This is a genomic window from Streptomyces sp. NPDC001868 (assembly GCF_040297125.1).
Taxonomy (GTDB): Bacteria; Actinomycetota; Actinomycetes; order Streptomycetales; family Streptomycetaceae; genus Streptomyces.
The window spans coordinates 16375-40677 of the sequence record NZ_JBEOYO010000033.1; the positions used below are offsets into that span (position 1 = coordinate 16375).

At 72.3% G+C, this 24303-nt stretch carries 20 protein-coding genes; 18 read left to right on the plus strand and 2 right to left on the minus strand.

Translation table 11 applies throughout. The annotated features are described in order from the left end of the window. The first annotated feature begins 17 nt into the window (after positions 1-17). The 4 genes from tal to pgl are packed head-to-tail and all read left to right on the plus strand — an operon-like array spanning position 18 to position 4754. A complete protein-coding gene (tal, locus tag ABT147_RS30815; RefSeq protein WP_351412176.1) occupies positions 18-1136 on the plus strand; it encodes a transaldolase in 1119 nt (372 codons plus the stop codon). After that, positions 1133-2665, plus strand: a complete 1533-nt coding sequence (gene zwf / locus ABT147_RS30820) for a glucose-6-phosphate dehydrogenase (RefSeq protein ID WP_502983192.1) — start codon at positions 1133-1135, stop codon at positions 2663-2665. The genes tal and zwf overlap by 4 nt, the downstream gene beginning before the upstream one ends. Further along, on the plus strand, positions 2662-3975 hold the full coding sequence (gene opcA, locus ABT147_RS30825) for a glucose-6-phosphate dehydrogenase assembly protein OpcA (RefSeq protein WP_351412181.1): 1314 nt from the start codon (positions 2662-2664) through the stop codon (positions 3973-3975). Before zwf ends, opcA begins: the two co-directional genes overlap by 4 nt. Continuing rightward, positions 3972-4754 carry a 6-phosphogluconolactonase gene (pgl, locus tag ABT147_RS30830; RefSeq protein WP_351412183.1) on the plus strand — a complete coding sequence of 261 codons (783 nt, stop codon included), beginning with the start codon at positions 3972-3974 and terminating at the stop codon, positions 4752-4754. Before opcA ends, pgl begins: the two co-directional genes overlap by 4 nt. Before the next feature lie 231 nt (positions 4755-4985). Here the strand turns inward: pgl and ABT147_RS30835 are convergent, their stop codons facing one another. Next, a complete protein-coding gene (locus tag ABT147_RS30835; RefSeq protein WP_351412185.1) occupies positions 4986-6404 on the minus strand; it encodes an MFS transporter in 1419 nt (472 codons plus the stop codon). Between the two features lie 470 nt (positions 6405-6874). Here ABT147_RS30835 and ABT147_RS30840 point away from each other — a divergent pair, with 470 nt between their 5' ends. From ABT147_RS30840 to fabG, 14 genes are all read left to right on the plus strand, one after another. Then, positions 6875-7708 carry a class I fructose-bisphosphate aldolase family protein gene (locus ABT147_RS30840; protein ID WP_351412188.1) on the plus strand — a complete coding sequence of 278 codons (834 nt, stop codon included), beginning with the start codon at positions 6875-6877 and terminating at the stop codon, positions 7706-7708. Beyond that, positions 7705-8919, plus strand: coding sequence for a 3-dehydroquinate synthase II family protein (locus ABT147_RS30845; RefSeq protein WP_351412190.1), 1215 nt, complete (start codon positions 7705-7707; stop codon positions 8917-8919). The genes ABT147_RS30840 and ABT147_RS30845 overlap by 4 nt, the downstream gene beginning before the upstream one ends. 6 nt (positions 8920-8925) lie before the next feature. After that, positions 8926-10341, plus strand: coding sequence for a class I adenylate-forming enzyme family protein (locus tag ABT147_RS30850; RefSeq protein ID WP_351412192.1), 1416 nt, complete (start codon positions 8926-8928; stop codon positions 10339-10341). 75 nt (positions 10342-10416) lie between these two features. Continuing rightward, positions 10417-10701 (plus strand): acyl carrier protein, encoded by a 285-nt coding sequence (locus ABT147_RS30855; RefSeq protein ID WP_177261679.1) that lies wholly within the window; start codon positions 10417-10419, stop codon positions 10699-10701. Continuing rightward, complete coding sequence (locus ABT147_RS30860) at positions 10698-11015, plus strand: acyl carrier protein (RefSeq protein ID WP_351412194.1); 318 nt, start codon at positions 10698-10700, stop codon at positions 11013-11015. The genes ABT147_RS30855 and ABT147_RS30860 overlap by 4 nt, the downstream gene beginning before the upstream one ends. Beyond that, positions 11005-12357, plus strand: coding sequence for a beta-ketoacyl-[acyl-carrier-protein] synthase family protein (locus tag ABT147_RS30865; protein WP_351412196.1), 1353 nt, complete (start codon positions 11005-11007; stop codon positions 12355-12357). The genes ABT147_RS30860 and ABT147_RS30865 overlap by 11 nt, the downstream gene beginning before the upstream one ends. Continuing rightward, positions 12354-13229 carry a hypothetical protein gene (locus tag ABT147_RS30870; protein ID WP_351412198.1) on the plus strand — a complete coding sequence of 292 codons (876 nt, stop codon included), beginning with the start codon at positions 12354-12356 and terminating at the stop codon, positions 13227-13229. The genes ABT147_RS30865 and ABT147_RS30870 overlap by 4 nt, the downstream gene beginning before the upstream one ends. Continuing rightward, on the plus strand, positions 13216-14910 hold the full coding sequence (avaA6, locus tag ABT147_RS30875; protein ID WP_351412201.1) for a 3-aminoavenalumate diazotase: 1695 nt from the start codon (positions 13216-13218) through the stop codon (positions 14908-14910). Before ABT147_RS30870 ends, avaA6 begins: the two co-directional genes overlap by 14 nt. Further along, positions 14907-15461, plus strand: a complete 555-nt coding sequence (locus ABT147_RS30880) for a hypothetical protein (RefSeq protein WP_351412203.1) — start codon at positions 14907-14909, stop codon at positions 15459-15461. Before avaA6 ends, ABT147_RS30880 begins: the two co-directional genes overlap by 4 nt. A gap of 3 nt (positions 15462-15464) precedes the next feature. Beyond that, on the plus strand, positions 15465-16385 hold the full coding sequence (avaA7, locus tag ABT147_RS30885) for a 3-diazoavenalumate denitrifying reductase (protein WP_351412205.1): 921 nt from the start codon (positions 15465-15467) through the stop codon (positions 16383-16385). Further along, positions 16382-18490, plus strand: a complete 2109-nt coding sequence (locus ABT147_RS30890) for an FAD/NAD(P)-binding protein (protein WP_351412207.1) — start codon at positions 16382-16384, stop codon at positions 18488-18490. Before avaA7 ends, ABT147_RS30890 begins: the two co-directional genes overlap by 4 nt. A 5-nt stretch (positions 18491-18495) precedes the next feature. Further along, positions 18496-20016, plus strand: coding sequence for a class-II fumarase/aspartase family protein (locus ABT147_RS30895; protein WP_351412319.1), 1521 nt, complete (start codon positions 18496-18498; stop codon positions 20014-20016). After that, complete coding sequence (locus tag ABT147_RS30900; protein ID WP_351412209.1) at positions 20013-21578, plus strand: MFS transporter; 1566 nt, start codon at positions 20013-20015, stop codon at positions 21576-21578. The genes ABT147_RS30895 and ABT147_RS30900 overlap by 4 nt, the downstream gene beginning before the upstream one ends. Before the next feature lie 215 nt (positions 21579-21793). Beyond that, positions 21794-22510 (plus strand): 3-oxoacyl-ACP reductase FabG, encoded by a 717-nt coding sequence (gene fabG / locus ABT147_RS30905; protein ID WP_351412211.1) that lies wholly within the window; start codon positions 21794-21796, stop codon positions 22508-22510. A 96-nt stretch (positions 22511-22606) separates the two neighbouring features. Here the strand turns inward: fabG and pgi are convergent, their stop codons facing one another. After that, entirely contained in the window at positions 22607-24259 is a 1653-nt protein-coding gene (gene pgi, locus ABT147_RS30910) for a glucose-6-phosphate isomerase (RefSeq protein WP_351412214.1), read from the minus strand. Between the last annotated feature and the right edge of the window lie 44 nt (positions 24260-24303).

Consider the following 24303-nt stretch of genomic DNA (forward strand, 5'->3'; position numbering starts at 1 on the left):
GTAGGAGATGTAATTCCATGACAGACGCACTCAAGCGCCTCTCCGAGGAGGGCGTCGCGATCTGGCTGGACGACCTGTCGCGCAAGCGCATCACGTCCGGCAACCTCGCCGAGCTGCTCGACCAGCAGCACGTCGTGGGCGTCACCACCAACCCGTCGATCTTCCAGAAGGCGATCAGCAGCGGTGACGGCTACGAGCAGCAGGTCTCCGACCTCGCCGCCCGCAAGGTCACCGTCGAAGAGGCCATCCGCATGATCACGACGGCGGACGTCCGTGACGCCGCCGACATCCTGCGCCCGGTCTTCGACGCGACCGGCGGCCAGGACGGCCGGGTCTCCATCGAGGTCGACCCGCGCCTGGCGCACAACACCAAGTCGACCGTCGCCGAGGCCAAGCAGCTGGCCTGGCTGGTGGACCGCCCCAACACCCTGATCAAGATCCCGGCGACGCAGGCGGGTCTGCCGGCGATCACCGAGACCATCGGTCTCGGCATCAGCGTCAACGTCACGCTGATCTTCTCGCTGGAGCGTTACCGCGCGGTCATGGACGCCTACCTGGCCGGTCTGGAGAAGGCCAAGGAGCGCGGCCTGGACCTCTCCAAGATCCACTCGGTGGCGTCCTTCTTCGTGTCCCGCGTGGACACCGAGATCGACAAGCGGCTCGACGCGCTCGGCACCGACGAGGCCAAGGCCGCCCGCGGCAAGGCCGGTGTCGCCAACGCCCGGCTCGCCTACCAGGCGTACGAGGAGGTCTTCTCGGACGGCCGCTGGGCCGCCCTGGAGAGCGCGGGCGCCAACAAGCAGCGTCCGCTGTGGGCCTCGACCGGCGTCAAGGACCCGGCGTACAAGAGCACGCTGTACGTCGACGAGCTGGTCGCGCCGAACACGGTGAACACCATGCCGGAGGCCACGCTGGAGGCCACCGCGGCGAGCGGTGAGATCCGCGGCAACGCGATCGCCGGGACGTACGAGCAGTCGCGTGCCGAGCTGGACGCGGTCGAGAAGCTCGGGATCTCGTACGACGAGGTCGTGCAGCTGCTGGAGGACGAGGGCGTCGACAAGTTCGAGGCGTCCTGGAACGACCTGCTCAAGTCGACCGAGGCGGAGCTTCAGCGCCTCGCACCCTCGGAGGGCTGAACACCTTGTCGAGCAGCAATCCGCTGCGTGACGCCGCGGACCGACGGCTCCCGCGTATCGCGGGGCCGTCGGGCCTGGTCATCTTCGGCGTCACAGGCGACTTGTCACGCAAGAAGCTGATGCCTGCCGTGTACGACCTCGCCAACCGCGGACTGCTGCCGCCGGGCTTCTCGCTCGTCGGCTTCGCCCGTCGTGAATGGGCGAACGAGGACTTCGCGCAGGAGGTCCACGACGCGGTCAAGGAGCATGCCCGTACGCCCTTCCGCGAGGAGGTCTGGCAGCAGCTCATCCAGGGCATGCGGTTCGTCCAGGGCACCTTCGACGACGACGAGTCCTTCGAGCGGCTGCGCGACACCATCGAGGAGCTGGACAAGGCCCAGGGCACGGGCGGCAACTTCGCCTTCTATCTCTCCGTGCCGCCGTCCGCGTTCCCGGTCGTCATCCAGCAGCTGAAGAAGCACGGGCTGGCCGATCAGTCGAGGGGTTCGTGGCGGCGCGCGGTCATCGAGAAGCCGTTCGGCCACGACCTGGCGTCGGCCGAGGAGCTCAACTCGACCGTGGAAGAGGTCTTCGCCCCGGACCAGGTCTTCCGCATCGACCACTACCTCGGCAAGGAGACCGTCCAGAACATCCTGGCGCTCCGCTTCGCCAACACGATGTTCGAGCCGATCTGGAACCGGTCCTTCGTCGACCACGTGCAGATCACGATGGCCGAGGACATCGGCATCGGCGGCCGTGCCGGGTACTACGACGGCATCGGCGCGGCCCGTGACGTCATCCAGAACCACCTGCTGCAGCTGATGGCGCTGACCGCGATGGAGGAGCCCGCCTCCTTCGACGCGGACGCGCTCGCCGCGGAGAAGACCAAGGTCCTCGGCGCGGTGAAGCTGCCGAACGACCTGGGCCGGAACACCGTGTTCGCGCAGTACGCGGCCGGCTGGCAGGGCGGCGAGAAGGTCATCGGCTACCTCGAAGAGGACGGCATCGACCGCAAGTCGAAGACCGACACCTACGCGGCGATCAAGGTCGAGGTCGACAACCGCCGCTGGGCGGGCGTCCCCTTCTATCTGCGGACGGGCAAGCGCCTGGGCCGCCGGGTCACCGAGATCGCGGTCGTCTTCCAGCGCGCCCCGCACTCCCCCTTCGACTCCACCGCCACCGAGGAACTGGGCCAGAACGCGATCGTCATCCGCGTCCAGCCCGACGAGGGCGTCACGGTCCGCTTCGGCTCCAAGGTGCCGGGCACCTCGATGGAGATCCGGGACGTGTCCATGGACTTCGCCTACGGCGAGTCCTTCACCGAGTCCTCGCCCGAGGCGTACGAGCGCCTCATCCTGGACGTCCTGCTCGGCGACTCGAACCTCTTCCCGCGCACCGAGGAGGTCGAGCTGTCCTGGAAGATCCTCGACCCGATCGAGGAGTACTGGGACAAGAGCGGCAGGCCCGCGCAGTACCAGGCGGGCACGTGGGGTCCCGTCGAGGCGGACGAGATGCTCGAACGAGACGGACGGAGCTGGCGTCGGCCATGAAGACAGACCTCACGGACACCACGGCCAGCAAGATCAACAAGGCGCTGGTGAAAGCCCGCCGGGCGATAGGCACCCCGGCCGTCGGCATGGTGCTCACCCTGGTCATCGTGACGGACGAGGAGAACGCGTACGACGCGCTCAAGTCCGCCAACGACGCCTCCCGCGAGCACCCCTCGCGCACGATCGTGGTCATCAAGCGCGTCTCCCGCTCCCCCCGCGACCGTACGAAGTCCCGCCTCGACGCCGAGGTACGGGTGGGCGCGGACGCCGGCACCGGTGAGACGGTCGTGCTGCGGCTGTACGGCGAGGTCGCGGACCACGCCCAGTCGGTGGTGCTTCCGCTGCTGTTGCCGGACGCGCCGGTCGTGGCGTGGTGGCCGGTCAACGCGCCGGCCGACCCCGCCAAGGACCCGCTGGGCGCGCTCGCCCAGCGCCGGGTGACGGACAGCTACGCCGCCGAGAAGCCCATCGACGAGCTGCGGGTCCGCGCCGACAACTACGAGCCCGGCGACACGGATCTGGCCTGGGCCCGGATCACCCCCTGGCGCTCCATGCTGGCCGCCGCCCTCGACCAGGTCGACTGCGAGGTCATCTCGGCGGAGGTGCAGGGCGAGCAGTACAACCCGAGCGTGGAACTGCTGGCGATGTGGCTGGCGGACCGGCTCCACGTCCATGTACGGCGCGGGGTGTCGGCCGGGCCCGGCCTCAACGAGGTGCGGATGCTGACCAGCACCGGTCCCATCCGGCTGTACCGGCCCAACGGGGGCCTCGCCCTCCTCACGCTGGAGGACCAGCCGGACCGGGCGGTCGCGCTGAAGCGCCGCGAGACGTCCGAGCTGCTGGCGGAGGAGCTGCGCAGGCTCGACCCCGACGACACGTACGCTTCGGCGCTGCGGTTCGGGGTGGATCGGTTGGGGGGTTCGGCGGGGAGCGCGTTGACGGCTGCGACGGCCTCGGCGGCTGCTCCGGCTGCGACTGCGACTGCGGCTGCCACGGCATCGGCCGGTGCTTCGGGGGGTGCTTCGGGTTCCGGGGTGGGGTCCGGTTCCGGGTCGGTCTCCGGGTCTGACACTGGTTCCGGGTCGGTCTCTGGCTCTGGTTCCGGATCGGGCTCTGGTTCCGGCTCCGGGCTGGGTTCGGGGGTTTCGTCGGCTGCCGCTCCGGCCCGTTCGTCCGCGCCCGCGTTGCCGCCGGCGGCTCCGTCGGGGTCGGTCGGGTCGGCCGGTGCCGCCGGGTCGGTCGGTGACGACGACTCCGAGCGGCCCACTCCGGCGCAGATGCCGCCCGTGAAGAAGGCGACCACGCCGTGAGTACTCCGCAGCTGGTCGTGCACCACGACAAGGAGCTGATGGCTCAGGCCGCGGCGGCTCGGCTGATCACCAAGGTCGTGGACGCGCAGGCTTCGCGCGGCTACGCCTCGTTGGTCCTCACGGGTGGCCGCAACGGCAACGGGCTGCTCGCCGCGCTGGCGGCGGCGCCCGCCCGGGACGCCGTCGACTGGGGCCGGCTGGATCTGTGGTGGGGCGACGAGCGGTTCCTGCCCGAGGGCGACCCCGAGCGCAATGTGACCCAGGCCCGGGAGGCGCTGCTCGACTCGGTGCCGGTGGACCCGAAGCGGGTGCACGCGATGCCCGCGTCGGACGGGCCGTGGGGTGCCGATGTGGACGCGGCGGCCTCGGCCTACGCGGAGGAGCTGGCGCGGGCGGCGGGGCCCGAGAACCATGGCTCCGTGCCGACGTTCGACGTACTGATGCTCGGGGTCGGGCCGGACACCCATGTGGCCTCGCTCTTCCCCGAGTTGCCCGCCGTGCGGGAGACCGAGCGGACGGTGGTGGGGGTGCGGGGGGCGCCGAAGCCGCCGCCGACCCGGGTCACCTTGACGCTGCCGGCGATCCGGGCGGCGCGTGAGGTGTGGCTGCTCGCCGCCGGGGAGGACAAGGCAGGGGCGGCGGCCATCGCGTTGTCCGGTGCGGGGGAGATTCAGGCGCCGGCAGCCGGGGCGCGGGGGCGGGCCCGTACGTTGTGGCTGCTGGACGCGGCGGCGGCGTCGCGGTTGCCGCGCTCGCTGTATCCTCCGGCGTCGCCCTGACGGGTCGGCGCCGCGCTGACGGGGTTGTCGGTCGGGTGCGGGTCCGGTGGGGCTTCTCGCGCAGTTCCCCGCGCCCCTGAAAGATCAGGCCCTGCGGGCCTGAGACACCACGGCCCCGTCGGCCTGAAAGGCGACGGGGCTGCGGGGTGAAAAGCACGGGGCGCAGCCCCTGCTTTTCAGGGGCGCGGGGAACTGCGCGACCAGCCCCCACCGGGCCCGCGCTGTGAATCCCTAGGCCGCGAAGTCGTCCTCACGGGTCTCCGGCAGCGCCACCAGGCACAGCAGGCTCACCAGACACAACCCACCCGTGTAGAACCCGAGCACCAACGGCGACGACCACTGACTGTTCAACCACGTGGCGACCAGCGGAGCGAACCCGCCCCCCAACGTGTTGGCCAGAATGAACGCCGCCGACGCACCGGTGTAGCGCAACCTCGCCGGAAACAGCTCCGCGAGAAACGCCGCCACCGGCGAGAACATCAACGCGAGCAACATGAGCCCGACGGTGTACGCCCCGGTGATGACGTACGCGTTGCCCGTGCTGAGGGACGCGTACATCGGGACGGCCCAGACGACACAGCCGGCCGCCCCCGCCAGCATCAGCGGACGCCGTCCGACCCGGTCGGCGAGCCGGGCGACCGGCAGGGTGATCGCGATCCCCGCCGCCGCCCCCACACTCGCGGCGGTGAGCATGGTGTTCTGCGGGATGCCGAGCGACTTCGGCCCGTAGGAGAGGCTGTAGACGATCGTGAGGTAGTACACGGCCGACCCACCGATCGCCGCCCCCGTCCCGAGCAACAGCCGCCCGGGGTACCGCGTGAGGAGCGTGCCGAGCGGGAAGCGCGACGCCGAGGGCACCGGGGACGCCGAGGAGTCCGGCGATGTCGCCGCCGAGGACGTGCTCTTGAACACCGGCGACTCCGACACCGTCGCCCGCACCCACAGCCCGACCATCACGAGCACCGCGCTGAGCAGGAACGGCACCCGCCAGGCCCACTCGGTGAAGCCGTCGCGGCCCACGATGTTGAGGGTGGGCAGGATGACGGCGCTGGAGAGCAGGAAGCCCAGGGAGGGGCCGACGTTCGGGACGGCGGCGTAGAGCGCGCGGCGGCCGGGCGGGGCGTGCTCGGCGGCCAGCAGGACCGCGCCGCCCCACTCGCCGCCCATGCTGACGCCCTGCAGCAGCCGGAGGGTCACCAGTAGGACGGGGGCGAGGAGTCCGGCGGTCTCGTAGGTCGGGAGCAGGCCGACGCCGACCGTCGCGACACCCATGAGCAGGAGGGACGCGACCAGGGCCCGCCGACGGCCCAGCCGGTCGCCGATGGTGCCGAAGAGGACGACGCCGAGCGGGCGGGACAGGAAGGCCGCGGCGAAGGTGAGGAACGCGGCGAGGGAGGAGACGGTCGCGTTGCCGGACGGGAAGAAGGCGGGGCCGAGGACGAGCGCGGAGGCCGTGCCGTAGACGGCGAAGTCGTAGTACTCGATCGTCGTGCCGATGAGGCTCGCGGCGGCGACCTTGGACGCCTTGGCTGACTCGGCCGGCGACGAGGGCGAGGACGGCGACGAGGACGGGGACGACGGCGAGGACGGTAACGCGACCGGTCTGGGGCCCACGGCCTCGGTGACGGTCTCGGACGGGGATTCGGGCATGGGGGGACTCGCTTCCGGTACGCCCGGACGAGAATGGTCCGGGCCCAGTGGGGACGGCCACGCATGAAACACGAACCGGAGTGTGGCTGTCACCCTAGGCCGGGAAATTCGATTGCCACAAGGAAGCCTCGGAAAGACCGCCCGAAAACTTCGACGAATTGTTTCGACGGAACACCTGGCGTCGATTACACGCGACAACGACATTTAAAGCATGTGATCCCGAGTGATCCCATGTGATCCCGCTATGCGTGCGGACAGGACGGTGGAATATGCGACGAACACCACTCCTGAGTGCAGTCAACCCAGGGGATCCTGTCAAGTCCCTGTCAATATTCATGTGTTTCGCCGCATAAAAATTTGCCGCCGGTCACGCCTTGCCAACTCCCGATCACGCACGGAATGCTGACGTCCGGCCGAACTTGAAAGTTCTACGACCATCGTTTTTCGGACATGTGGAAGGCGCTTTACCCATGCTGAAAACTGGCAAGCCATTACGTTGGAGAAGACTTTCTCTGGCCGGCGACGACCGGCATTTGCTCATACCGCTCGACCACAGCGTCTCGGACGGTCCGGTCGCCCCTCCGGGTCAGTGGGAAGGCCTGTTGAGGGAGCTGGTCGCCGGCGGGGCCGACGGGATCATCGTCCACAAGGGACGGGCCCGCACCCTCGCCCCGGACGTCCTCGGCAACTGCGCGCTGGTGGTGCATCTGAGCGCCAGTACGGCCTGTTCCGCCGATGTCGACGCCAAGGTGCTGGTCGGCGATGTCGAGGAGGCGGTGGCGCTCGGCGCGGACGCGGTCAGCGTCCATGTGAACATCGGCTCGGACACCGAGGGGCGGCAGCTCTCCGACCTGGGCGCGGTGGCCCGTTCGTGCGACACCTGGGGCATGCCGCTGATCGCGATGGTCTATCCGCGCGGCCCCCGGATCGAGAACCCGCACGATCCGGCCCTTCTGTCGCACATCGTGAACGTCGCCGCCGATCTGGGCGCCGACATGGTGAAGACCACCGTCGCCCTGCCGCTCGACCGGATGGCCGAGGTGGTGGCCCACAGCCCCATCCCCGTCCTCGCGGCGGGCGGCCCACCGGACGGCTCCGACCTGATCGAGTACGGCACCGCCGTGATGGCGGCCGGCTGCCGGGGCCTCGCCGTCGGCCGCCGGATCTTCTCCTCCCCCTCCCCCGCCTCCCTGGTGTCCCGGCTCGCCACGGTGGTGCACGGACCCGGTCGCGACGGACTCACTAGTGACATGAGCATGACTACCGATACCCATTACTCGACGATCGTGGCAGGTGTCGCATGAGGTTCGCGTGGATCGATCTCCGTGAAGTCCCCCGTCCGCAGCTCCAGGCGGTGGTGGACGCGGCCGTCCACGCCCGGATGGCCGGAGTGGTCTCCGCCGACGCCGAGTTGCTGGGGACACTGCCGCCGACGGTGACCCGGGTGCTGGCCACGACAACCACGGCCGTGGCTCCCGCGAAGAAGTCGGGCGAGAAGGCGGGCGAGAAGGCCGACGGCAAGGGGGACAAGGACGCCAAGGGCGAATCCAGGGCGGCGGCCGACGGCAGGTCGTCCGCCGGCACCGGATTCGACCTGCTGCTGCGGAAGTTCACCACCCAGGACGAGCTGGACGCCCTCGCCGCCGAGAACCGGGCCGGCACCGGCGCCCCGGTCAGCGGCTTCGTCGACGTACGGGACGACCGCACCCTCCAGCTGTCGTGCGCGGGCGCGATGGCGCTGCCGTACACGGTGATCCACTTCGCCGATCCGACGAAGATCCCGCTGGAGATCGTGCTCGCGGCGGCCGAGCCGGCCGAGGGGCAGCTGGTGACGGTCGTCGGGGACCTGGAGGAGGCGGCCATCGTCTTCGACGTGCTCGAACGCGGTTCGGACGGCATCCTGTTCACGCCCCGGAGCGCGGACGACGTGTTCGCGCTGGCCCGGCTGCTGGAGGCGACCACCCCACAGCTGGAACTGTCCACACTGACGGTCGAGAGCATCCGGCACGTCGGGCTCGGCGACCGGGTCTGTGTGGACACCTGCTCGCACTTCGAGGAGGACGAGGGCATCCTCGTCGGCTCGTACTCGTCCGGTTTCGTGCTCTGCTGCAGCGAGACCCACCCGCTGCCGTACATGCCGACCCGGCCGTTCCGGGTCAACGCCGGTGCCCTGCACTCGTACACGCTGGGCCCCGACAACCGCACCAACTACCTCAGCGAGGTCGGCTCAGGCAGCGCCCTGCTGGCGGTCGGCGCGGACGGCCGCACCCGGCGGGTGGTGGTCGGGCGGGCCAAGCTGGAGTCCCGGCCGCTGCTGGAGATCCGCACGCACGCGGAGGACGGGCGGCTGGTCAGCCTGACCGTGCAGGACGACTGGCACGTACGGGTGCTCGGTCCCGGCGGCAAGGTCCTCAATGTCACCGAGTTGCGGGCGGGTGATGAGCTGCTCGGCTATCTGGCGCAGGACAAGCGTCATGTCGGCCTGCCCATCGGCGAGTTCTGCAAGGAGGTCTGAGGCCTCATGGGCGAACTCGTGGCGGCCGCGGCCGGCGAGGACGGGATGGGCGTCCTGGTCCAGCGGCTGTTCGACGCGCGGGACGACGGCCTGCCGTATCTGACCCATCGACAGGAGACCGTCACCCGGGGCGAGTTACGGGAGCGGGTGGCCAAACAGGCCGCCGTGTTCGCCGGGTACGACATCGGGCCCGGCAGCACGGTCGGGCTCCAGACGCCGCCCAGTTTCACCCAGGTCGAGGTGCTGCTCGCGCTGTGGCGGCTGGGCGCGCAGGTGATGCTCTTCGACTTCCGGCTGAAACCCGCCGAGGTGGACGCGCTCTGCGCCGGCTGCCGGCCGCAGTTCATGGTGCGCGCCGGGTCCAACGTCCGGGCGGCGTTCGGCTTCCGGCCCGAGTACGAGGTCGCCACCGAGTGCCGCAGGGCCGGGCGGCCGGCCACGGGCGGGCATCGGCTGGTCCAGTTCAGCTCGGGCTCCACCGGGCGGCCGAAAGTGATCGGCAGGACCGCCGGGTCGATCGCCGCCGAGGTCGAGTCGTTCGCGGCCGTGCCCGGGATGCCCGTCGAGGGCGACCGGCTGCTGCTGCTCAGCTCCACCGCGCACAGCTTCGGTCTGCTCGGCGGGCTGCTGCACGCGCTGGCGGCCGGGGTCTCCGTCGTCTTCGCGCCCCGGGTCTCGGCCCGCGACATCCTGCGGACCTCGGTCGAGCACCGGACCACCCATCTGTTCGGGGTGCCGATGCACTTCGAGCTGCTCGCCGCCGCCCTCGATCCGCCGGAGCTGCCCGAGCTGCGGATCGCCGTCTCCGGCGGCGAGCTGATGCCCCCGGAGGTCGCGGCGCGGTTCGCCGAGCGGTACGGCGTCACGGTCGGCGAGGCCTACGGCACCACCGAGACCGGCATCGTCGCCATCGACGTCGGCGGCACGCTCCGGCCCTCGGTCGGCCGGCCCGCGCCGGGCGTGCTGCTCCGGGAGCACAAGGGCGAACTGGACGTCGCGCTCGCCGAGTCGCCGTATCTCTTCGACTCCGGCGGCACCCAGTACGAGGACGGCTGGCTCCACACCCGCGACCGGGCCACGGTCGGCGCCGACGGGACGGTCACCGTGGGCGGTCGCGCCGACTCCCTCGTCGTCGTCGGCGGCCTCAAGGTCGACCTCACCGAGGTCGAGCAGGTGCTCCGCGCGCACCCGGCCGTCGAACAGGCGGTCCTGGTCCACGAGGACGTGACCGAGGCGTATGTGGCGGTCGCCGCCGGGGCCGGGAGCCCGTCGGCGGAGGAGCTGCTGCGCTGGTGCCGGGAGCGGCTGGCCGACTACAAGCTGCCCCGCGTGATCCGGCTGCTGGAGGCCCTGCCCCGTACGTCCAACGGGAAGCTGGTCCGCCAGGCGGCGACGCTCCAGGCGGCGGCCGGCGGCGCGTAGCCGCTCGCCGGGCGGCCCCTCGTCCGGCTTTCCGTATGAACCTCGCACGACCCTCGCACGACATTCCCCATGGAGATGGCGATCATGAGCACGTCCACCCTGGACAACGAGATCCGCGAGTTCGTCCTGACCACGGTCATCGACGAGATGAACATCCTGCTGAGCCGTGACGGCATCACGGACGAGAGCCCGGTGACCGTCGGCGGCCTGGAGCTGGACTCCCTGAGTCTGATCGAGCTGACGCTGCGGCTGGAGTCGCGGTTCGGCGTGGAGATCCCGGACACCGACATCGAGCCGCTGGCCTCCCTGACCCTCGGCGGGCTCGTCGCCGAGGTCGTCGGGCGCGGGGCGAAGGCATGAGCGCGGAAGCCTCCGCGCCGCCCTCGACGGAGGCCCCGGCGCCGTCCGCGATCACCGTCGACACCGTCCGGGAACTGCTGTCCGACCGCAAGATCTTCCCCGGCGTCCCGGAGGACCTCGGTGACGACGCCGAACTGGTCCTGGACTCGCTGGGGTTGGTGTGGCTGCTGCATGTGGTGGAGGAGCGGTACGGGCTGGTGGTGGAGCCCGGCGACGAGGACATCGCGGGCCTGACCTCGCTCCGGCGGCTCACCGAGTTCCTGGGCGCGGCCGGGACGGGTGCGGCGGACGGGGGTGGCCGCGTTGAGCGCTGATGTGACGGTGACCGGGTTCGGCGTACGCACCGCCTTCGGTACGGGCGCGGACGCCCTGAGGCGCGGTGTCTTCGCCGGCATCCCCTCCTTCGTCCCCACCTCCCGCTTCGACACCGGCCCGTACCGTACGCCGATGGCAGGCGCCGCCCCGGACGGCCCCGACGCGGTCGAGGGCTGGGCCCTGCGTCCCGCCCTCGACCGGTGCGGCGACGAAGCCCTCGCCATGGCGGGCCTGCCACGGGGCACCGGGGCGGCGGTCCTGCTGGGCATCGCGGGCGACTGCACGAGCATCACCCGGTACTGGCGGGAGGCGGCGGAGTCCGGCAGCGGAGGGGACCCCGCGCGGGTCGACGCGGCGGAGCCCGGCCCCGGAAAGGCCACGGCGAGGGGCGATGCGGCGGAGCCCGGCACGGGAAGGAACCCTTCGCGGGCCGACGCGGCGGAGCCCGGCCCCGGAAGAGACACCGCGAGGGCCGGCGCGGCGGCGCCCGGTCGCGGCGCCGAGGGGTCGGGGGCCTCTCTCGCCGACGCCGTCCCCGCGCGTCTCGCCGAGTCGCTCGCCGGGGGTCTCGGCCTGACCGGCCCCCGGCTGACCTTCACGAACGCCTGTGTGGCCTCCGCCGCCGCGATCATCCATGCCTGCCGGCTGATCTCGTCCGGCCGGATCGACGTGGCGGTGTGTGCCGGCGGCTATCTCGTGGAGGAGGAGACGTTCGGGAAGTTCGACTCGGGGCGGGCGCTGTCCCGCGACGGCATGGTGCGGCCGTTCAGCGCCGACCGTACCGGGCTGCTGCTCGGCGACGGGGTCGCGGCCGTGGTGCTGGAGTCCGCCGAGCACGCGCGACGGCGTGGGGCCCGGCCGCTGGTGGGCGTGGCGGGCTGGGGCGCGGCCACCGACGCCCACCACATCGCCCAGCCGCACCCGGAGGGCGTCGGTCTGGCCCGCGCGGCACGCCAGGCGCTGCGGCTGGCCGGGGACCCCGAGGGGGCGGCCCTCGGCTATGTCAACGCCCATGGCACCGGCACCAAGTACAACGACGGCGCCGAGACCCGGGGCCTGCGCGCCGCCCTCCCGGAGCGGGCCGAGTCGATCCCGGTCAGCTCCACGAAGAGCACCACCGGCCATCTTCTGGAGGCGGCCGGAGTCGTGGAGTTCGTGATCACGATGCTGGCCCTCATGGACGGCGTACTGCCGCCGACCGCCAACTTCACGCGGGCGGACCCTGAGTGCGACCTCGACTATGTGCCGAACCTGTCCCGGCAGGCCGACCTCCGCCGGGCCCTGACCATCAACGCCGCCTTCGGGGGCGCCAACACCGCACTCGTCCTGGAGCGGCCGTGACCACGACGGAGAACACCAGGACGACGGAGGGTGCGGGCATCCCCGCGCCGGCCGGGAAGGCACTCCTGCGTTCGCCGCTCGGTGTCCTCACCACCGCCACCGCGAGCCACGGCACCGGGCGGGACACCGACATCCCGCTGCCGCGGCTGCCGGGGTTCGTGGAGTCGGCGTTCAGCCCGCTGGCGTACGAGGTCGCCGCACGGTGTCTGACCGAGCGGCCCGGGCTCGGTTCCCGTACGGCCGTCGCGCTGGCGAGTCTGATGGGCGACACCACCACGGCCGATCTGGCGAGCCGGCGGGTGGTGTCCGGGCGGGTCCACAACCCGCTGCTGTTCATGCAGGCCACCGCCAACTCCGTGCTGGGGCACATCAGCCGGGAGTTCGGGATCACCGGGCAGATGTTCAGCCTTTCCACCCTCGACGACCCGGTGACCGAACTGCTCGCCATGGCGGATCTGCTCCTGGAGGACCCGGAGCTGGACCAGGTCCTGGTGCTGGGCGTGGAACTGGGCGGCGGGGAGCGGCTGGCCGCCGTGCACCGGGAGCTCTCCGCCGGCACCGGCCGCCCGGAGCCGGACCTCCCCGGATCGGCCGCTCTGGCGGTGGCCGCGCTGCTGGGCCGCCCGGGCGCCGACGCGCTCGTGACCGTCCGGTCGGCGCGGACGGACGACGGCGAGCGGCCGGTGGCCGCCCCGCACCCCGGCAGTGTCCAGGGCCTGATCGACCTGGCCGCCGCCCATCGGCGGCTGCTGCGGGACGGCGGCACCCACCTCCTGGTCACCGACCCCCGGGCGCCCGCCTTCCTCCTCGGCGCCGAGCGGCTCCCGGAACCATCGCGAAGAGACGAGACGGAGACCCATGCTCATCAGTAGGCAGGAACGGGCGCGGATCTGCTCCGACCCCGAACTCGGCGCCGGCAACGTCCTGCGCCGACTGCGCGCGTACGAACGCCCGCTCGACGAGCCGGTGTTGCGGACCGACGGCACCTGGTCGGCCCCCGACGGCAGCTGCCCCGAGGTACTGACGCTCGGGCAGTTGTACGAGGTGGTCGAGACGTACGCGGGCTGGTACGCGGCCCGGGGTGTGCGGCCCCGCGACCCGGTGGCCGTCCACTCCTTCTCGGCGGCCGAGTTCGCGGTGAACTTCCTGGCGCTGACGTCGCTCGGCGCGATCCCGTCGTTCGTCAACGGCAATCTGTCCCCGGAGATCGCGCGGGAGTACGTGCGCCGGCAGGGCGCGGTGGGTGCCTTCACCGACGAGGCGCACCGCGCGGTGCTGGCCGGGGACCCGGGGATCGGGCTCGGTTTCTGTGTGACCGCCGACGAGATCCGGCCGGAGCACCGCGCGTCGCTGCCGGCGTCGTACCCCTACCGGCACGACCCGACCGACCCCGTGCTCATCTCGCACTCGTCGGGCACCACCGGCCTGCCCAAGGGGGTGCCGCACACGCACCGGACGCTGATGTACGCCCAGCTGCACCGGCTGCGTTTCTCCACCGGCGCCGACATGGAGCGCACGCTGGTGGGACTGCCCGGCGCGCACAACGCGATGGTGGCGACGCTGCTGTACTGCCTGCTGCTGCGCACGGACATCAAGCTGCTCTCCAGCCAGCGCGGCCCGGATGTGCTGGACGCCGTCGAGGAGTTCCGGCCGACGACCGTGCTGGCCTTCGCCGGGACCTTCGGCGAGATGGCGGCGGAGGATCTGACGGCGCGTGATCTGTCCAGCGTGCAGGTGTGGTTCAACACCGGGGACGCGGCGCACGAGGCGCACATCCGGGCGCTCGTCCAGCACGGGAGCCACCTGGAGATCCGGCGCGACCTGAGCCGGGTCCGCGTCGACGGCTCGGTCTTCGTGGACGGGCTCGGCTCTTCGGAGGCCGGCTACTCCGTCTTCCACAACCGGCACACCAAGGACACCTCGGCCTACTCCCGCCGCGTCGGCAAGCCGATCAGCTTCGCCGAGGCCGCGGTGCTGGCCGAGGACGGCACCCCGCTGCCGCCCGGACGGATCGGCCGCCTGGGCCTCAAGTCGCCCACCCTGACGCCCGGTTACTGGAACGACTCGCTGACCTGGAACCGGATGCGGCTCGGCGGCTACTGGCTCACCGGCGACCTCGCCCAGCAGGACGAGGAGGGCAACTTCTACCACCTCGACCGGGTGCCGGACGCCGTCCGCACCTCCGCCGGGATCGTCTTCAGCACCCGCACCGAGGAACTGCTCCTGGCCGAGCTGCCCGAGCTGGCCGACTGCACGGTCGTCGGCGTCGCCCCCGACGGCGTACGCGCGGACTGGGACGGCGACGGCGAGGCCGAGGCGTACGCGCTGCTCCAGCTCGTCGACGAGCCGGGCGGGAGCGACGACGGGGCGTGGACCGGGCGCGTCAACGCGGTACTGACGGCGGCCGGGTTCCCGCCGGTGGCCCGCGCCCTGCGGATGAAGCCCGACGACGTGGCCAAGGGCGCCACCGGCAAGGTTCTCAAACGAGTGATGCGCGACCGGTTCGCCGCCGACATGGCCGCCGCGGTCGCCGCCGAGGAGCAGCACGCATGACCACGAGCACCGACGCCGACGGCGTCAATCACCGCGCCCGCGCGAGTGAGGCGTACCGGCTGTGGTGGCAGCACGACGCCCACTGGTACCAGGGGGTGGCCGCCCGGTTCGGGCAGGAGGCCGCGAACGAGATCAACGCGGAGGCGATGGGGAAGGTCGCCCTGCACGTCGGGCAGCGGGTCGCCCGGCTGTACGGGCCGCTCCCGGACACCGGCGACGGCCGCAAGGACCTGGAGGAGCTGCGCCGCCGCTACGACGACTGCGGCGACCGGATGTTCCCGCCGGAGCTGCGCAACGCCTCCACCGAGGTCGAGGACGACGGCCTGATCGTCCTCACCCTGAAGCGGAGCTTCGCGATCACCATGGTCCGGATGGCCGGTTCGCTGGAGGGCTACCGCTGCCCGTGCACCGCCGTCCACGCCGGCTGGTCCGAGGGGCTGGGCGTGGCCCTCACGGAGAACCGCGCCGAGAGCTGTCTGCGGGAGGGCGACAAGGCGTGCCGGCTGCTGATGCGTGTCGCGACCCCGCTCACCGCCGACGGGGAGGGCTGAGGCATGCGCGTACTTGTCGCCGGGGCCACCGGAGTGGTCGGGTATCCGCTGGTGGGCGCGCTGCGGGCGCGGGGCCACCGGGTGAGCGCGCTGGTACGGCGGGGGTCCGAGGGCCGGGCCCCGGAGGCGGACGAGGTCGTGGTCGCCGACGCCCTCGACCGTGACGCCGTGCTCGCGGCGGTGTCGTCGGCCCGGCCCGAGGTGGTCGTCCACCAGATGTCGGCCCTGCGGCTGCTGCGCGACGACCCGCCGGCGGCCTTCGCCCTCACCGCGCGGCTGCGCACCGAGGGCACCGCCCATCTGATCGAGGCCGCCCGCGCGGCCGGTGCCCGCCGCCTGGTCGCCCAGTCCATCGCCTTCGCCGCCGCTCCGGCCGGCGACCCGGTCCTCGACGAGGACGCGCCCCTGTACCTGGACGCGCCCGACCTCGGCTGGGCCTCGACCGTGAGGGCCGTCGCCGAGCTGGAACGGCAGGTGACGGGCAGCGGCCTGGAGGGGGTGGTGCTGCGCTACGGCACGCTGTACGGCCCCCGTACCGCGTACGCCCGCACCGGCACAACCGCCCGATCCGTGCTGGCCGGACGGCTCCCGCTGCCCGGCGGCGGGGCCGGGATCATGTCGTTCCTGCACGTCGAGGACGCCGTGGGGGCGGCCGTGGCGGGCGTCGAGTCCGAGGCCACCGGGGTGTTCCATGTGACGGACGACGACCCGGCGCCCGCCGCGCAGTGGCTGCCGCACCTGGCCCGGATGCTCGCCGCCCCCTCCCCGCGCTCGGTCCCGGCGGCCCTCGCGCCCCGGCTCCTCGGCTGGTTCATGGCCCACCAGCTGATGTCCGCGCACGGCGCGGCCAACGACCGGGCCCGTACGGCACTGGGCTGGAAGCCGGTCCGACCGAGCTGGCGCGACGGGCTGGGCCAGGAATGACCGGTGCCGATGACGCCCTGTCCGTCTGTCGTGCCGATGACGTCCTCGACGTCGGTCGTGCCGATGGCACCCTCGCCGTCTGCGTGATCGGCGCCGGTCCGCGCGGCCTCTCCGTGCTGGAGCGGCTCCACGCCAACGCCGGCGGGACCGTACGGCCGGTCGAGGTCCACCTCGTCGATCCGTGTCCGCCGGGCGCGGGCGCGGTCTGGCGTACGGACCAGCCGGGCGAGCTGCTGATGAACACGGTCGCCTCCCAGGTGACCCTGTTCACCGACGACAGCGTCGACTGCGCGGGACCGTCGGTGCCGGGCCCCAGCCTGTACGAGTGGGCGTGCGCGGTCCGCGACCGGGCCATCGACCAGGACCTGCCCGCGCGGGCCGTGGACGAGGCCCGGCGGCTCGGCCCCGACACCTATCCGACCCGCGCGTTCCACGGCCACTACCTGGAGTGGGTCTTCCGGCACCTGTTACGCACGGCCCCCGCCCATCTGACGGTCCGCACCCACCGGACGACGGCGGTCGCGCTGGACGACGACGTTCCGGGCGGGCCGCAGACGGTGACCCTGGCGAACGGCGACCGGCTGACCGGGCTGGACGCGGTGGTGCTGGCCCTCGGCCACGGCGAGCTGACCCCGTCCCCGGAGGAACGCGCGCTGCGCTCCTTCGCCGACCGCCACGGCCTCACCTACGTGGCCCCCGCCAACCCGGCCGACACCGCCCTGAGCGGCATCGCGCCGGGCACCCCGGTCGCGCTGCGCGGACTGGGCCTGAACTTCTTCGACTGCCTGGCCCTCCTCACCGAGGGACGCGGCGGCACGTTCAAGGAGGGCGAGTCCGGTCTCGTCTACCTCCCGAGCGGCAACGAGCCCGTGCTGTACGCCGGTTCGCGGCGCGGCGTCCCGTACCACGCCCGGGGCGAGAACGAGAAGGGCGCGCTCGGCCGCCACGAGCCGCGCTTCCTGACTCCGGACGTCATCGCGGGACTGCGGCGCCGCGTGGCCGAGGGGCATCCCCTCGACTTCCGCCACGACCTCTGGCCGCTGATCGACCGCGAGATACGGACCGTCCACCACGAGGCGTGGATCCGCGCCGCCCGAGGACCGGAGGCGGCCGAGGAGTTCGTACGGTCGTACCTGGCGGGCGGGGACGGGGCGGAGACGGCCCTGCTCGACCGCCACGCCGTCCCGCCCGCCGGGCGCTGGGACTGGACGCGGATCGAACTCCCTTACGGGGAGCGGATGTTCACCGACCGCGCCGACTTCCGGCACTGGCTGCTGGCGTACCTGCGCCGGGATGTCGCCGAGGCCCGCCTCGGCAATGTGAACGGACCGCTGAAGGCCGCCCTGGACGCCCTGCGGGATCTGCGCAACGAGATCCGGCTCGTCGTCGACCACGGCGGAGTCTCCGGTGAGTCGTACCGCGCCGAACTCGACGGCTGGTACACCCCGTTGAACGCCTTCACCTCGATCGGCCCGCCCGCCTTCCGGATCGAGCAGCTGATCGCGCTGATCGAGGCGGACGTCCTGCATGTCCTCGGCCCGGGGATGCGGGTACGGGCCTGGGCGCCGGGCGGTGACACCGGAGGGGGCCTCGGCGCGGGGGGCATCGGCGAAACGGGCATCGGCGGGGGCGGTTTCCTCGTGGACGCGGAGCTGGTGGACGAACCGCCGGTCCGGGTCGAGGCCCTGATCGAGGCACGGCTGCCCGCCGTCGATCTGCGGCGCAGCGCCAACCCGCTGTTGCGGGCGCTGTTCGGGGCCGGGGCGTGCGCGCCGTACCGGCTGGGGGGCGACGCGGGCCACGAGCCCGGCGGGCTGGCGGTGACCGACGGCGCGCCCCGGCTGGTGGACGCGACGGGCCGGCCGCACCCGCGCCGGTTCGCCTTCGGGGTGCCGGTGGAGGGCGTGCGCTGGGTGACGGCGGTCGGCATCCGACCGGGCGTCGGCTCGGTGACGCTGGAGGACTCGGACGCGATCGCGCGGGCGGCGCTGGGGCTGGGGCCAGGAGTGGGGCTACGGCCGGGACTGGCGCAGGGGATGGGGCCGGAGCCGGAGCCGGAGTCGGCGGTACATCGGAGATCAGGCACAGGGAGTCGGGAAACGTGAACGCGATGTCCGTGGGTACCGATGCGGGCCTGCTCGCCCCCACCTGGGCCGGTACGCCCGTCGCGGCCGAGGTCACCGACGAGGCGTGGCTGCAGGCCATGCTGGACGTCGAGGTGGCGCTGGCCCGCGCCCAGCACGCGGTCGGGCTGACACCGGCCTCGGCGGTGGAGGCGATCGCCTCGGCGGCCCGGGTGGAACGGCTCGACCTGGTCGCCCTGGCGCACGCGGCCCGGGCCGCCGCGAATCCGGTGGTCGCGCTGGTGACCGCCTTCACGGAGGTCGTCGCCTCGGGGGATCCGGCCGCCGCGGAGTATGTGCACCGGGGGTCCACCAGCCAGGACATCCTCGACTCGGCGGCGATGGTGATCGGCCGTCGGGTGCTCGGTCTGATCGCGGCGGATCTCTCCCTGGTGGCCGCCGCGCTCGCCTCCCTGGCCGACACCCACCGTCGTACCCTCCTCGCCGGCCGCACCCTGGCCCAGCACGCCGTGCCGACGACCTTCGGGCTGAAGGCGGCGGGGTGGCTGGAGCTGGTCGTCGACGCGATGGTGCGAGTGCGGGCGGTGGGGGCGGGACTGCCGGCGCAACTGGGGGGAGCGGCGGGGACGTTGGCCGCGTACCGGGAGTATGCGGTGGTGGATCGTGGCGGGCATCAGGAGGTGGGCAGCCGCAGGTCCGGTGGGGCTTCTCGCGCGGTTCCCCGCGCCCCTGAGGGGGCGCCGCAGCGGGCCGGAAGCGGCACCGGCACCGCCGACCCGGGCGGTCTGGAGCTGCTCGGCCCCTTCTCCTCGGCCCTGGGCCTCGCCGAGCCCACCCTCCCCTGGCACACCGTCCGTACGCCCGTCGCCGAGCTCGGGGCCGTGCTCCAGCTCGTCACCGGGGCGCTCGGGAAGTTCGCGCTGGATGTGCGGACGCTGTCCGGGACGGAGATCGGTGAGGTGTCCGAGCCGGCGGGGGCCGGGCGCGGTGCGTCCTCGGCCATGCCGCAGAAGCGGAACCCCGCGCTGGCCACGCTGATCCTGTCGGCCGCCCGGCAGGTCCCCGCGCACGCGCTCGTGCTGGCGCAGTGTCTGCTCGCCGAGGACGAACGGCCCGCCGGGGCGTGGCACGCCGAGTGGCAGCCGCTGCGGGAGGCGCTGCGGCTGGCGGGCGGCGCCGCGCACACCGCCGTGGAGCTCGCGGAAGGGCTGATCGTCCACCCGGAGCGTATGCGGACCAACCTCGATCTGACCGGCGGTGCCATCGTCACCGAACGGCTGGCCGTGGCCCTGGCCCCGGTGCTCGGCAAGGTCCGCGCGAAGAAGCTGCTGACCGCCGCGTCGGCCGAGGCCGCCGACACCGGGCGGCCCCTCCGCGAGGTACTGGTCGCCGACCCGGACCTGTCTGCCCGGTTCAGCCCCGCCGAACTGTCGGAGCTGCTCGACCCGGCCCACTACACGGGCGCGGCCGACGCCCTGATCGACCGCGCGCTGCACAGATACGAGGACGTGCGCGACCACGAGACGACCGGCGGAGGAACCCTGTGAGCACCGTGAGCCGGACGACCGGGACCCCGGAGGTCGCACCGTCCACCCGCTCCTGGCCGGTCCTCCTGGTCGTGGTCTGCGCGCAGATGCTGATCTGGCTGGACACCTCGATCCTCAATGTCGCCGTCACCACCCTCGCCGACCCGGTGGACGGGCTGGGCGCGACCCCCGGCGAACTGGAGTGGGTGGCGAGCGCCTACACCCTGGTCGTCGCCGGCACCCTCTTCGCGGGCGGTGCGCTCGCCGACCGCTTCGGCCCCCGGAACACGCTGCTCGCCGGGCTCGCGCTGATCGGTGTGGCCTCCGGCGCGGGCGCGTTCGTGGACAGTCCGGCGTGGCTGATCGTGGCGCGGGCCTTCATGGGCGCGGGCAGCGGTCTGCTGATGCCCGCGACGCTGACGGTGATCATGCAGAGCACCCCGGAGGAGAAGCGCACCCGGGCGATCGCGATCTGGAGTTCGTCGAGCGGTCTCGGCGTGGCCGTCGGCCCCGTCGCGGGCGGGGCGCTGCTCAGCCACTTCTGGTGGGGTTCGGTGTTCCTCGTCAATGTGCCGATCGTCGCCCTGTGTCTGCTGGCGGTCATGGCCGTCGTCCCCGACCTGGGTGGTTCCCGCCGCCGGGTCCTAGACCTGCCGGGCCTCGCCCTGTCGGTGCTCGGCCTGGGCGGCGTGGTCTACGGCATCATCGAACTCGGCGGCGGCAGCGCCTGGTACGGCCCGCACGTGCTCCTGCCCCTGGTGCTGGGCGGTGTCGTACTGGCCGTCTTCGTCGCCGGTCAGCGCAGGTCCGCGACGCCCAGCCTGGACCTGCGGCTCTTCCGGCAGCCCGGCTTCACGGCGGGCAGCGTGGTCCTGCTGATCGCCTTCATGGCGCTGGCCGGTCACCTGTTCTACGCGGCCTTCTACCTCCAGGGCCCGCGCGGTCTCTCCCCCGCCGACGCCGGAACCGTGATGATCGCCGCGGCGGTGGGCATCGTCCTGGGCAGTCAGGCCTCCCCGGCGCTGAGCCGTCGGCTGTCGGACCGCTGGACGGTCGCGTCCGGCGTCCTGGCCACCGCCGTCACCTATGTCGCCTACGCCTGGCTCGACGGACGGACCCCTCTCTGGTTCGTCGCCGTACTGCTGTGGATCCAGGGCTTCGGCATGGGCCTGGTCGGCACCCCGGTGACCGCCGTGATGATGCGCGGGGTGCCCCCGCAGCTCGCGGGCGCCGGTTCCGCCGTCAACAGCGTCACCCGGCAGGTCGGCGGCACCCTCGGTGTCGCGATGGCCGGCTCGATCCTCTCCGGTGTCTACCGGGACCGCATGGCCGACGCCGAACTGCCCGGCACCGGACAGGTTCTGTCCCCGGCAGCCGAGCAACAGGCCCGCACCTCCCCCGAGGCCGCCCGCTCCCTGGCCGACTCCCTGAACCTGCCCGACCTCACGACCACGGCCGACCACGCCTTCCTCACCGCCATGCACACGACCACCCTCGCCATCGCAGCCCTCGCCCTAATCGGCTGCGCGGTAGCCGCCACGGGCCTACGCACCCACACCACCCCCGAACACAAGAACACCTGAAAGCCAGTGCCACGCCCCACACTCGTCAGACCCGCAAGGGCTGGCCTTCCAGACCCCCAGAAGCTGGCCTGCCAGGCCACGCGCGCGACCGTGGTCCTTCAGGCCCGCTAGGGCCTGAATCTTCTAGGGGCGCGGGGAACTGCGCGAGAAGCCCCACCGAACCCGCACCCGACAACGAACCCCCGAACCGCCCCCGCACAAAGAGGGAGCACCCCATGACACAGCCCACCCCCCGCTCGGTCCTCGTCACCGGCGGCAACAGAGGCATAGGCCTAGCCGTCGCCCGACACTTCGCGACGGCCGGCGACCGGGTCACGGTCACCCACCGAGGCACCGAACCCCCCACCACCCACGGCTTCCTCACCGTCCGCTGCGACGTGACGGACAGCGGCCAGGTCGACCAGGCCTTCAAGGAGGCCGAGGCGGCACACGGCCCGGTCACCGTCCTGGTCGCCAACGCCGGCGCCGCCCAGGACCGCCTGCTGGTGCGGATGACCGAGGCGGACTTCGCCTCGGTCATCGACACCAACCTCACCGGCGCCTTCCGGGTAGCCCAGCGGGCGGTGCGGGGCATGCTCCGCGCGGGCCACGGCCGTATCGTCCTGATCTCGTCCACGGCCGCTCTGCGGGGCGCCCCCGGCCAGACCAACTACGCGGCGGCGAAAGCCGGCCTCGTCGGCTTCGCCCGCTCCCTCACCCAGGAGCTGGGCCCCCGCGACATCACCTGCAACGTCGTCGCCCCCGGCCTCACCGAGACCGACATGAGCCGCGCCCTCACGCCGGAACAGCGGCGCGAACTGCTGCGCACCACCCCAGCCGGGCGCCAGGGCACCCCCGAGGAGGTCGCCGACGCGGTGGCCTTCCTCGCCGGCGCCGGATACGTACGCGGCGCCGTGATCCCGGTAGACGGGGGCGCCGGGCTGGGTCACTGAGGACCGGCGGGGCCATGAACCACCCGGCCCGCCGCCCGGAACCGGGTGTGGAGGCGGACGTCGCGCGGCCGCCCGCCTCCCCACCCCCCACGGCTGCTAACGCCCGCGCAGCGTCCGGTACTTGGCGACCAGGGCCTTCGTGGACGCGTCGAGCCCCGGGACATCGGCGCCCTCCGTCAGCGCCGGCTCCACCCGCTTGGCGAGGACCTTGCCCAGCTCGACGCCCCACTGGTCGAAGGAGTCGATGTTCCAGACGGCACCCTGGACGAACACCTTGTGCTCGTACAGCGCGATCAGCTGGCCGAGGACCGACGGGGTCAGCTCCTTCGCCAGGATCGTGGTCGTCGGGTGGTTCCCCTTGAACGTCTTGTGCGGCACCAGCTCCTCCGCCACACCCTCGGCCCGCACCTCGTCCGGCGTCTTGCCGAAGGCCAGTGCCTGGGTCTGGGCGAAGAAGTTGGCCATCAGCAGGTCGTGCTGGGCCTTGAGCGGGTCGCTCAGCTCGGCGACCGGCTCGGCGAAGCCGATGAAGTCCGCCGGGATCAGCTTCGTGCCCTGGTGGATCAACTGGTAGTACGCGTGCTGCCCGTTCGTCCCCGGCGTGCCCCACACCACCGGCCCGGTCTGCCACTCCACCGGCACCCCGTCGCGGCCCACGTACTTGCCGTTGGACTCCATGTCCAACTGCTGCAGATAGGCCGTGAACTTGGACAGGTAGTGGCTGTACGGCAGCACCGCATGCGACTGGGCGTCATGGAAGTTGCCGTACCAGATGCCCAACAGGCCGAGCAGCAGCGGCACATTGGACTCGGCGGGCGCGGTACGGAAGTGCTCGTCGACCAGGTGGAACCCGTCGAGCATCTCCCGGAAGCGGTCCGGGCCGATCGCGATCATCAGCGACAGGCCGATCGCCGAGTCGTACGAGTACCGCCCGCCGACCCAGTCCCAGAACTCGAACATGTTGGCCGTGTCGATACCGAAGTCCGACACCTTCCCGGCGTTCGTCGACAGCGCCACGAAGTGCTTGGCGACGGCCTCGGGGCCGGCCTTCAGCTCGGTGAGCAGCCAGTCGCGCGCGGAGGTCGCGTTGGTGATCGTCTCGATCGTGGTGAACGTCTTCGAGGCGATGATGAACAGCGTCTCCGCCGCGTCCAGGTCCCGGACCGCCTCGTGCAGGTCGGCGCCGTCCACGTTCGACACGAAGCGGACGGTCAGATCGCGGTCGGTGTAGGAGCGCAGCACCTCGTAGGCCATCGCCGGGCCCAGGTCGGAGCCGCCGATGCCGATGTTGACGACGTTCTTGATGCGCCGGCCGGTGTGGCCGGTCCACTCGCCGGAGCGGATGCGCTCGGCGAAGCCGGCCATCCTGTCGAGGACGGCGTGCACACCCGGCACCACGTTCTCGCCGTCGACCTCGATCACCGCGTCGCGCGGGGCGCGCAGCGCGGTGTGCAGGACGGCGCGGTCCTCGGTGGTGTTGATCTTCTCGCCGCGGAACATGGCGTCCCGCAGGCCGAACACATCGGTCGCGGCGGCCAGCTCACGCAGCAGCCGCAGCGTCTCGTCGGTGACCAGATGCTTGGAGTAGTCGACGTGCAGATCGCCGACCTCCAGGGTGTATCCGGCGCCGCGCCCCGGGTCGGCCGCGAACAGCTCGCGCAGCTGCACCTCACCCTGCTGCTCCCGGTGCCGGGCCAGCGCGGTCCACTCGGGCGTCTGGTTGAGCCTGGTACGGCTTTCTGCGTTCATCTCGGACTTCAGCCTTCTTTCCTACCTGGTCCTGCCTGCGTAGC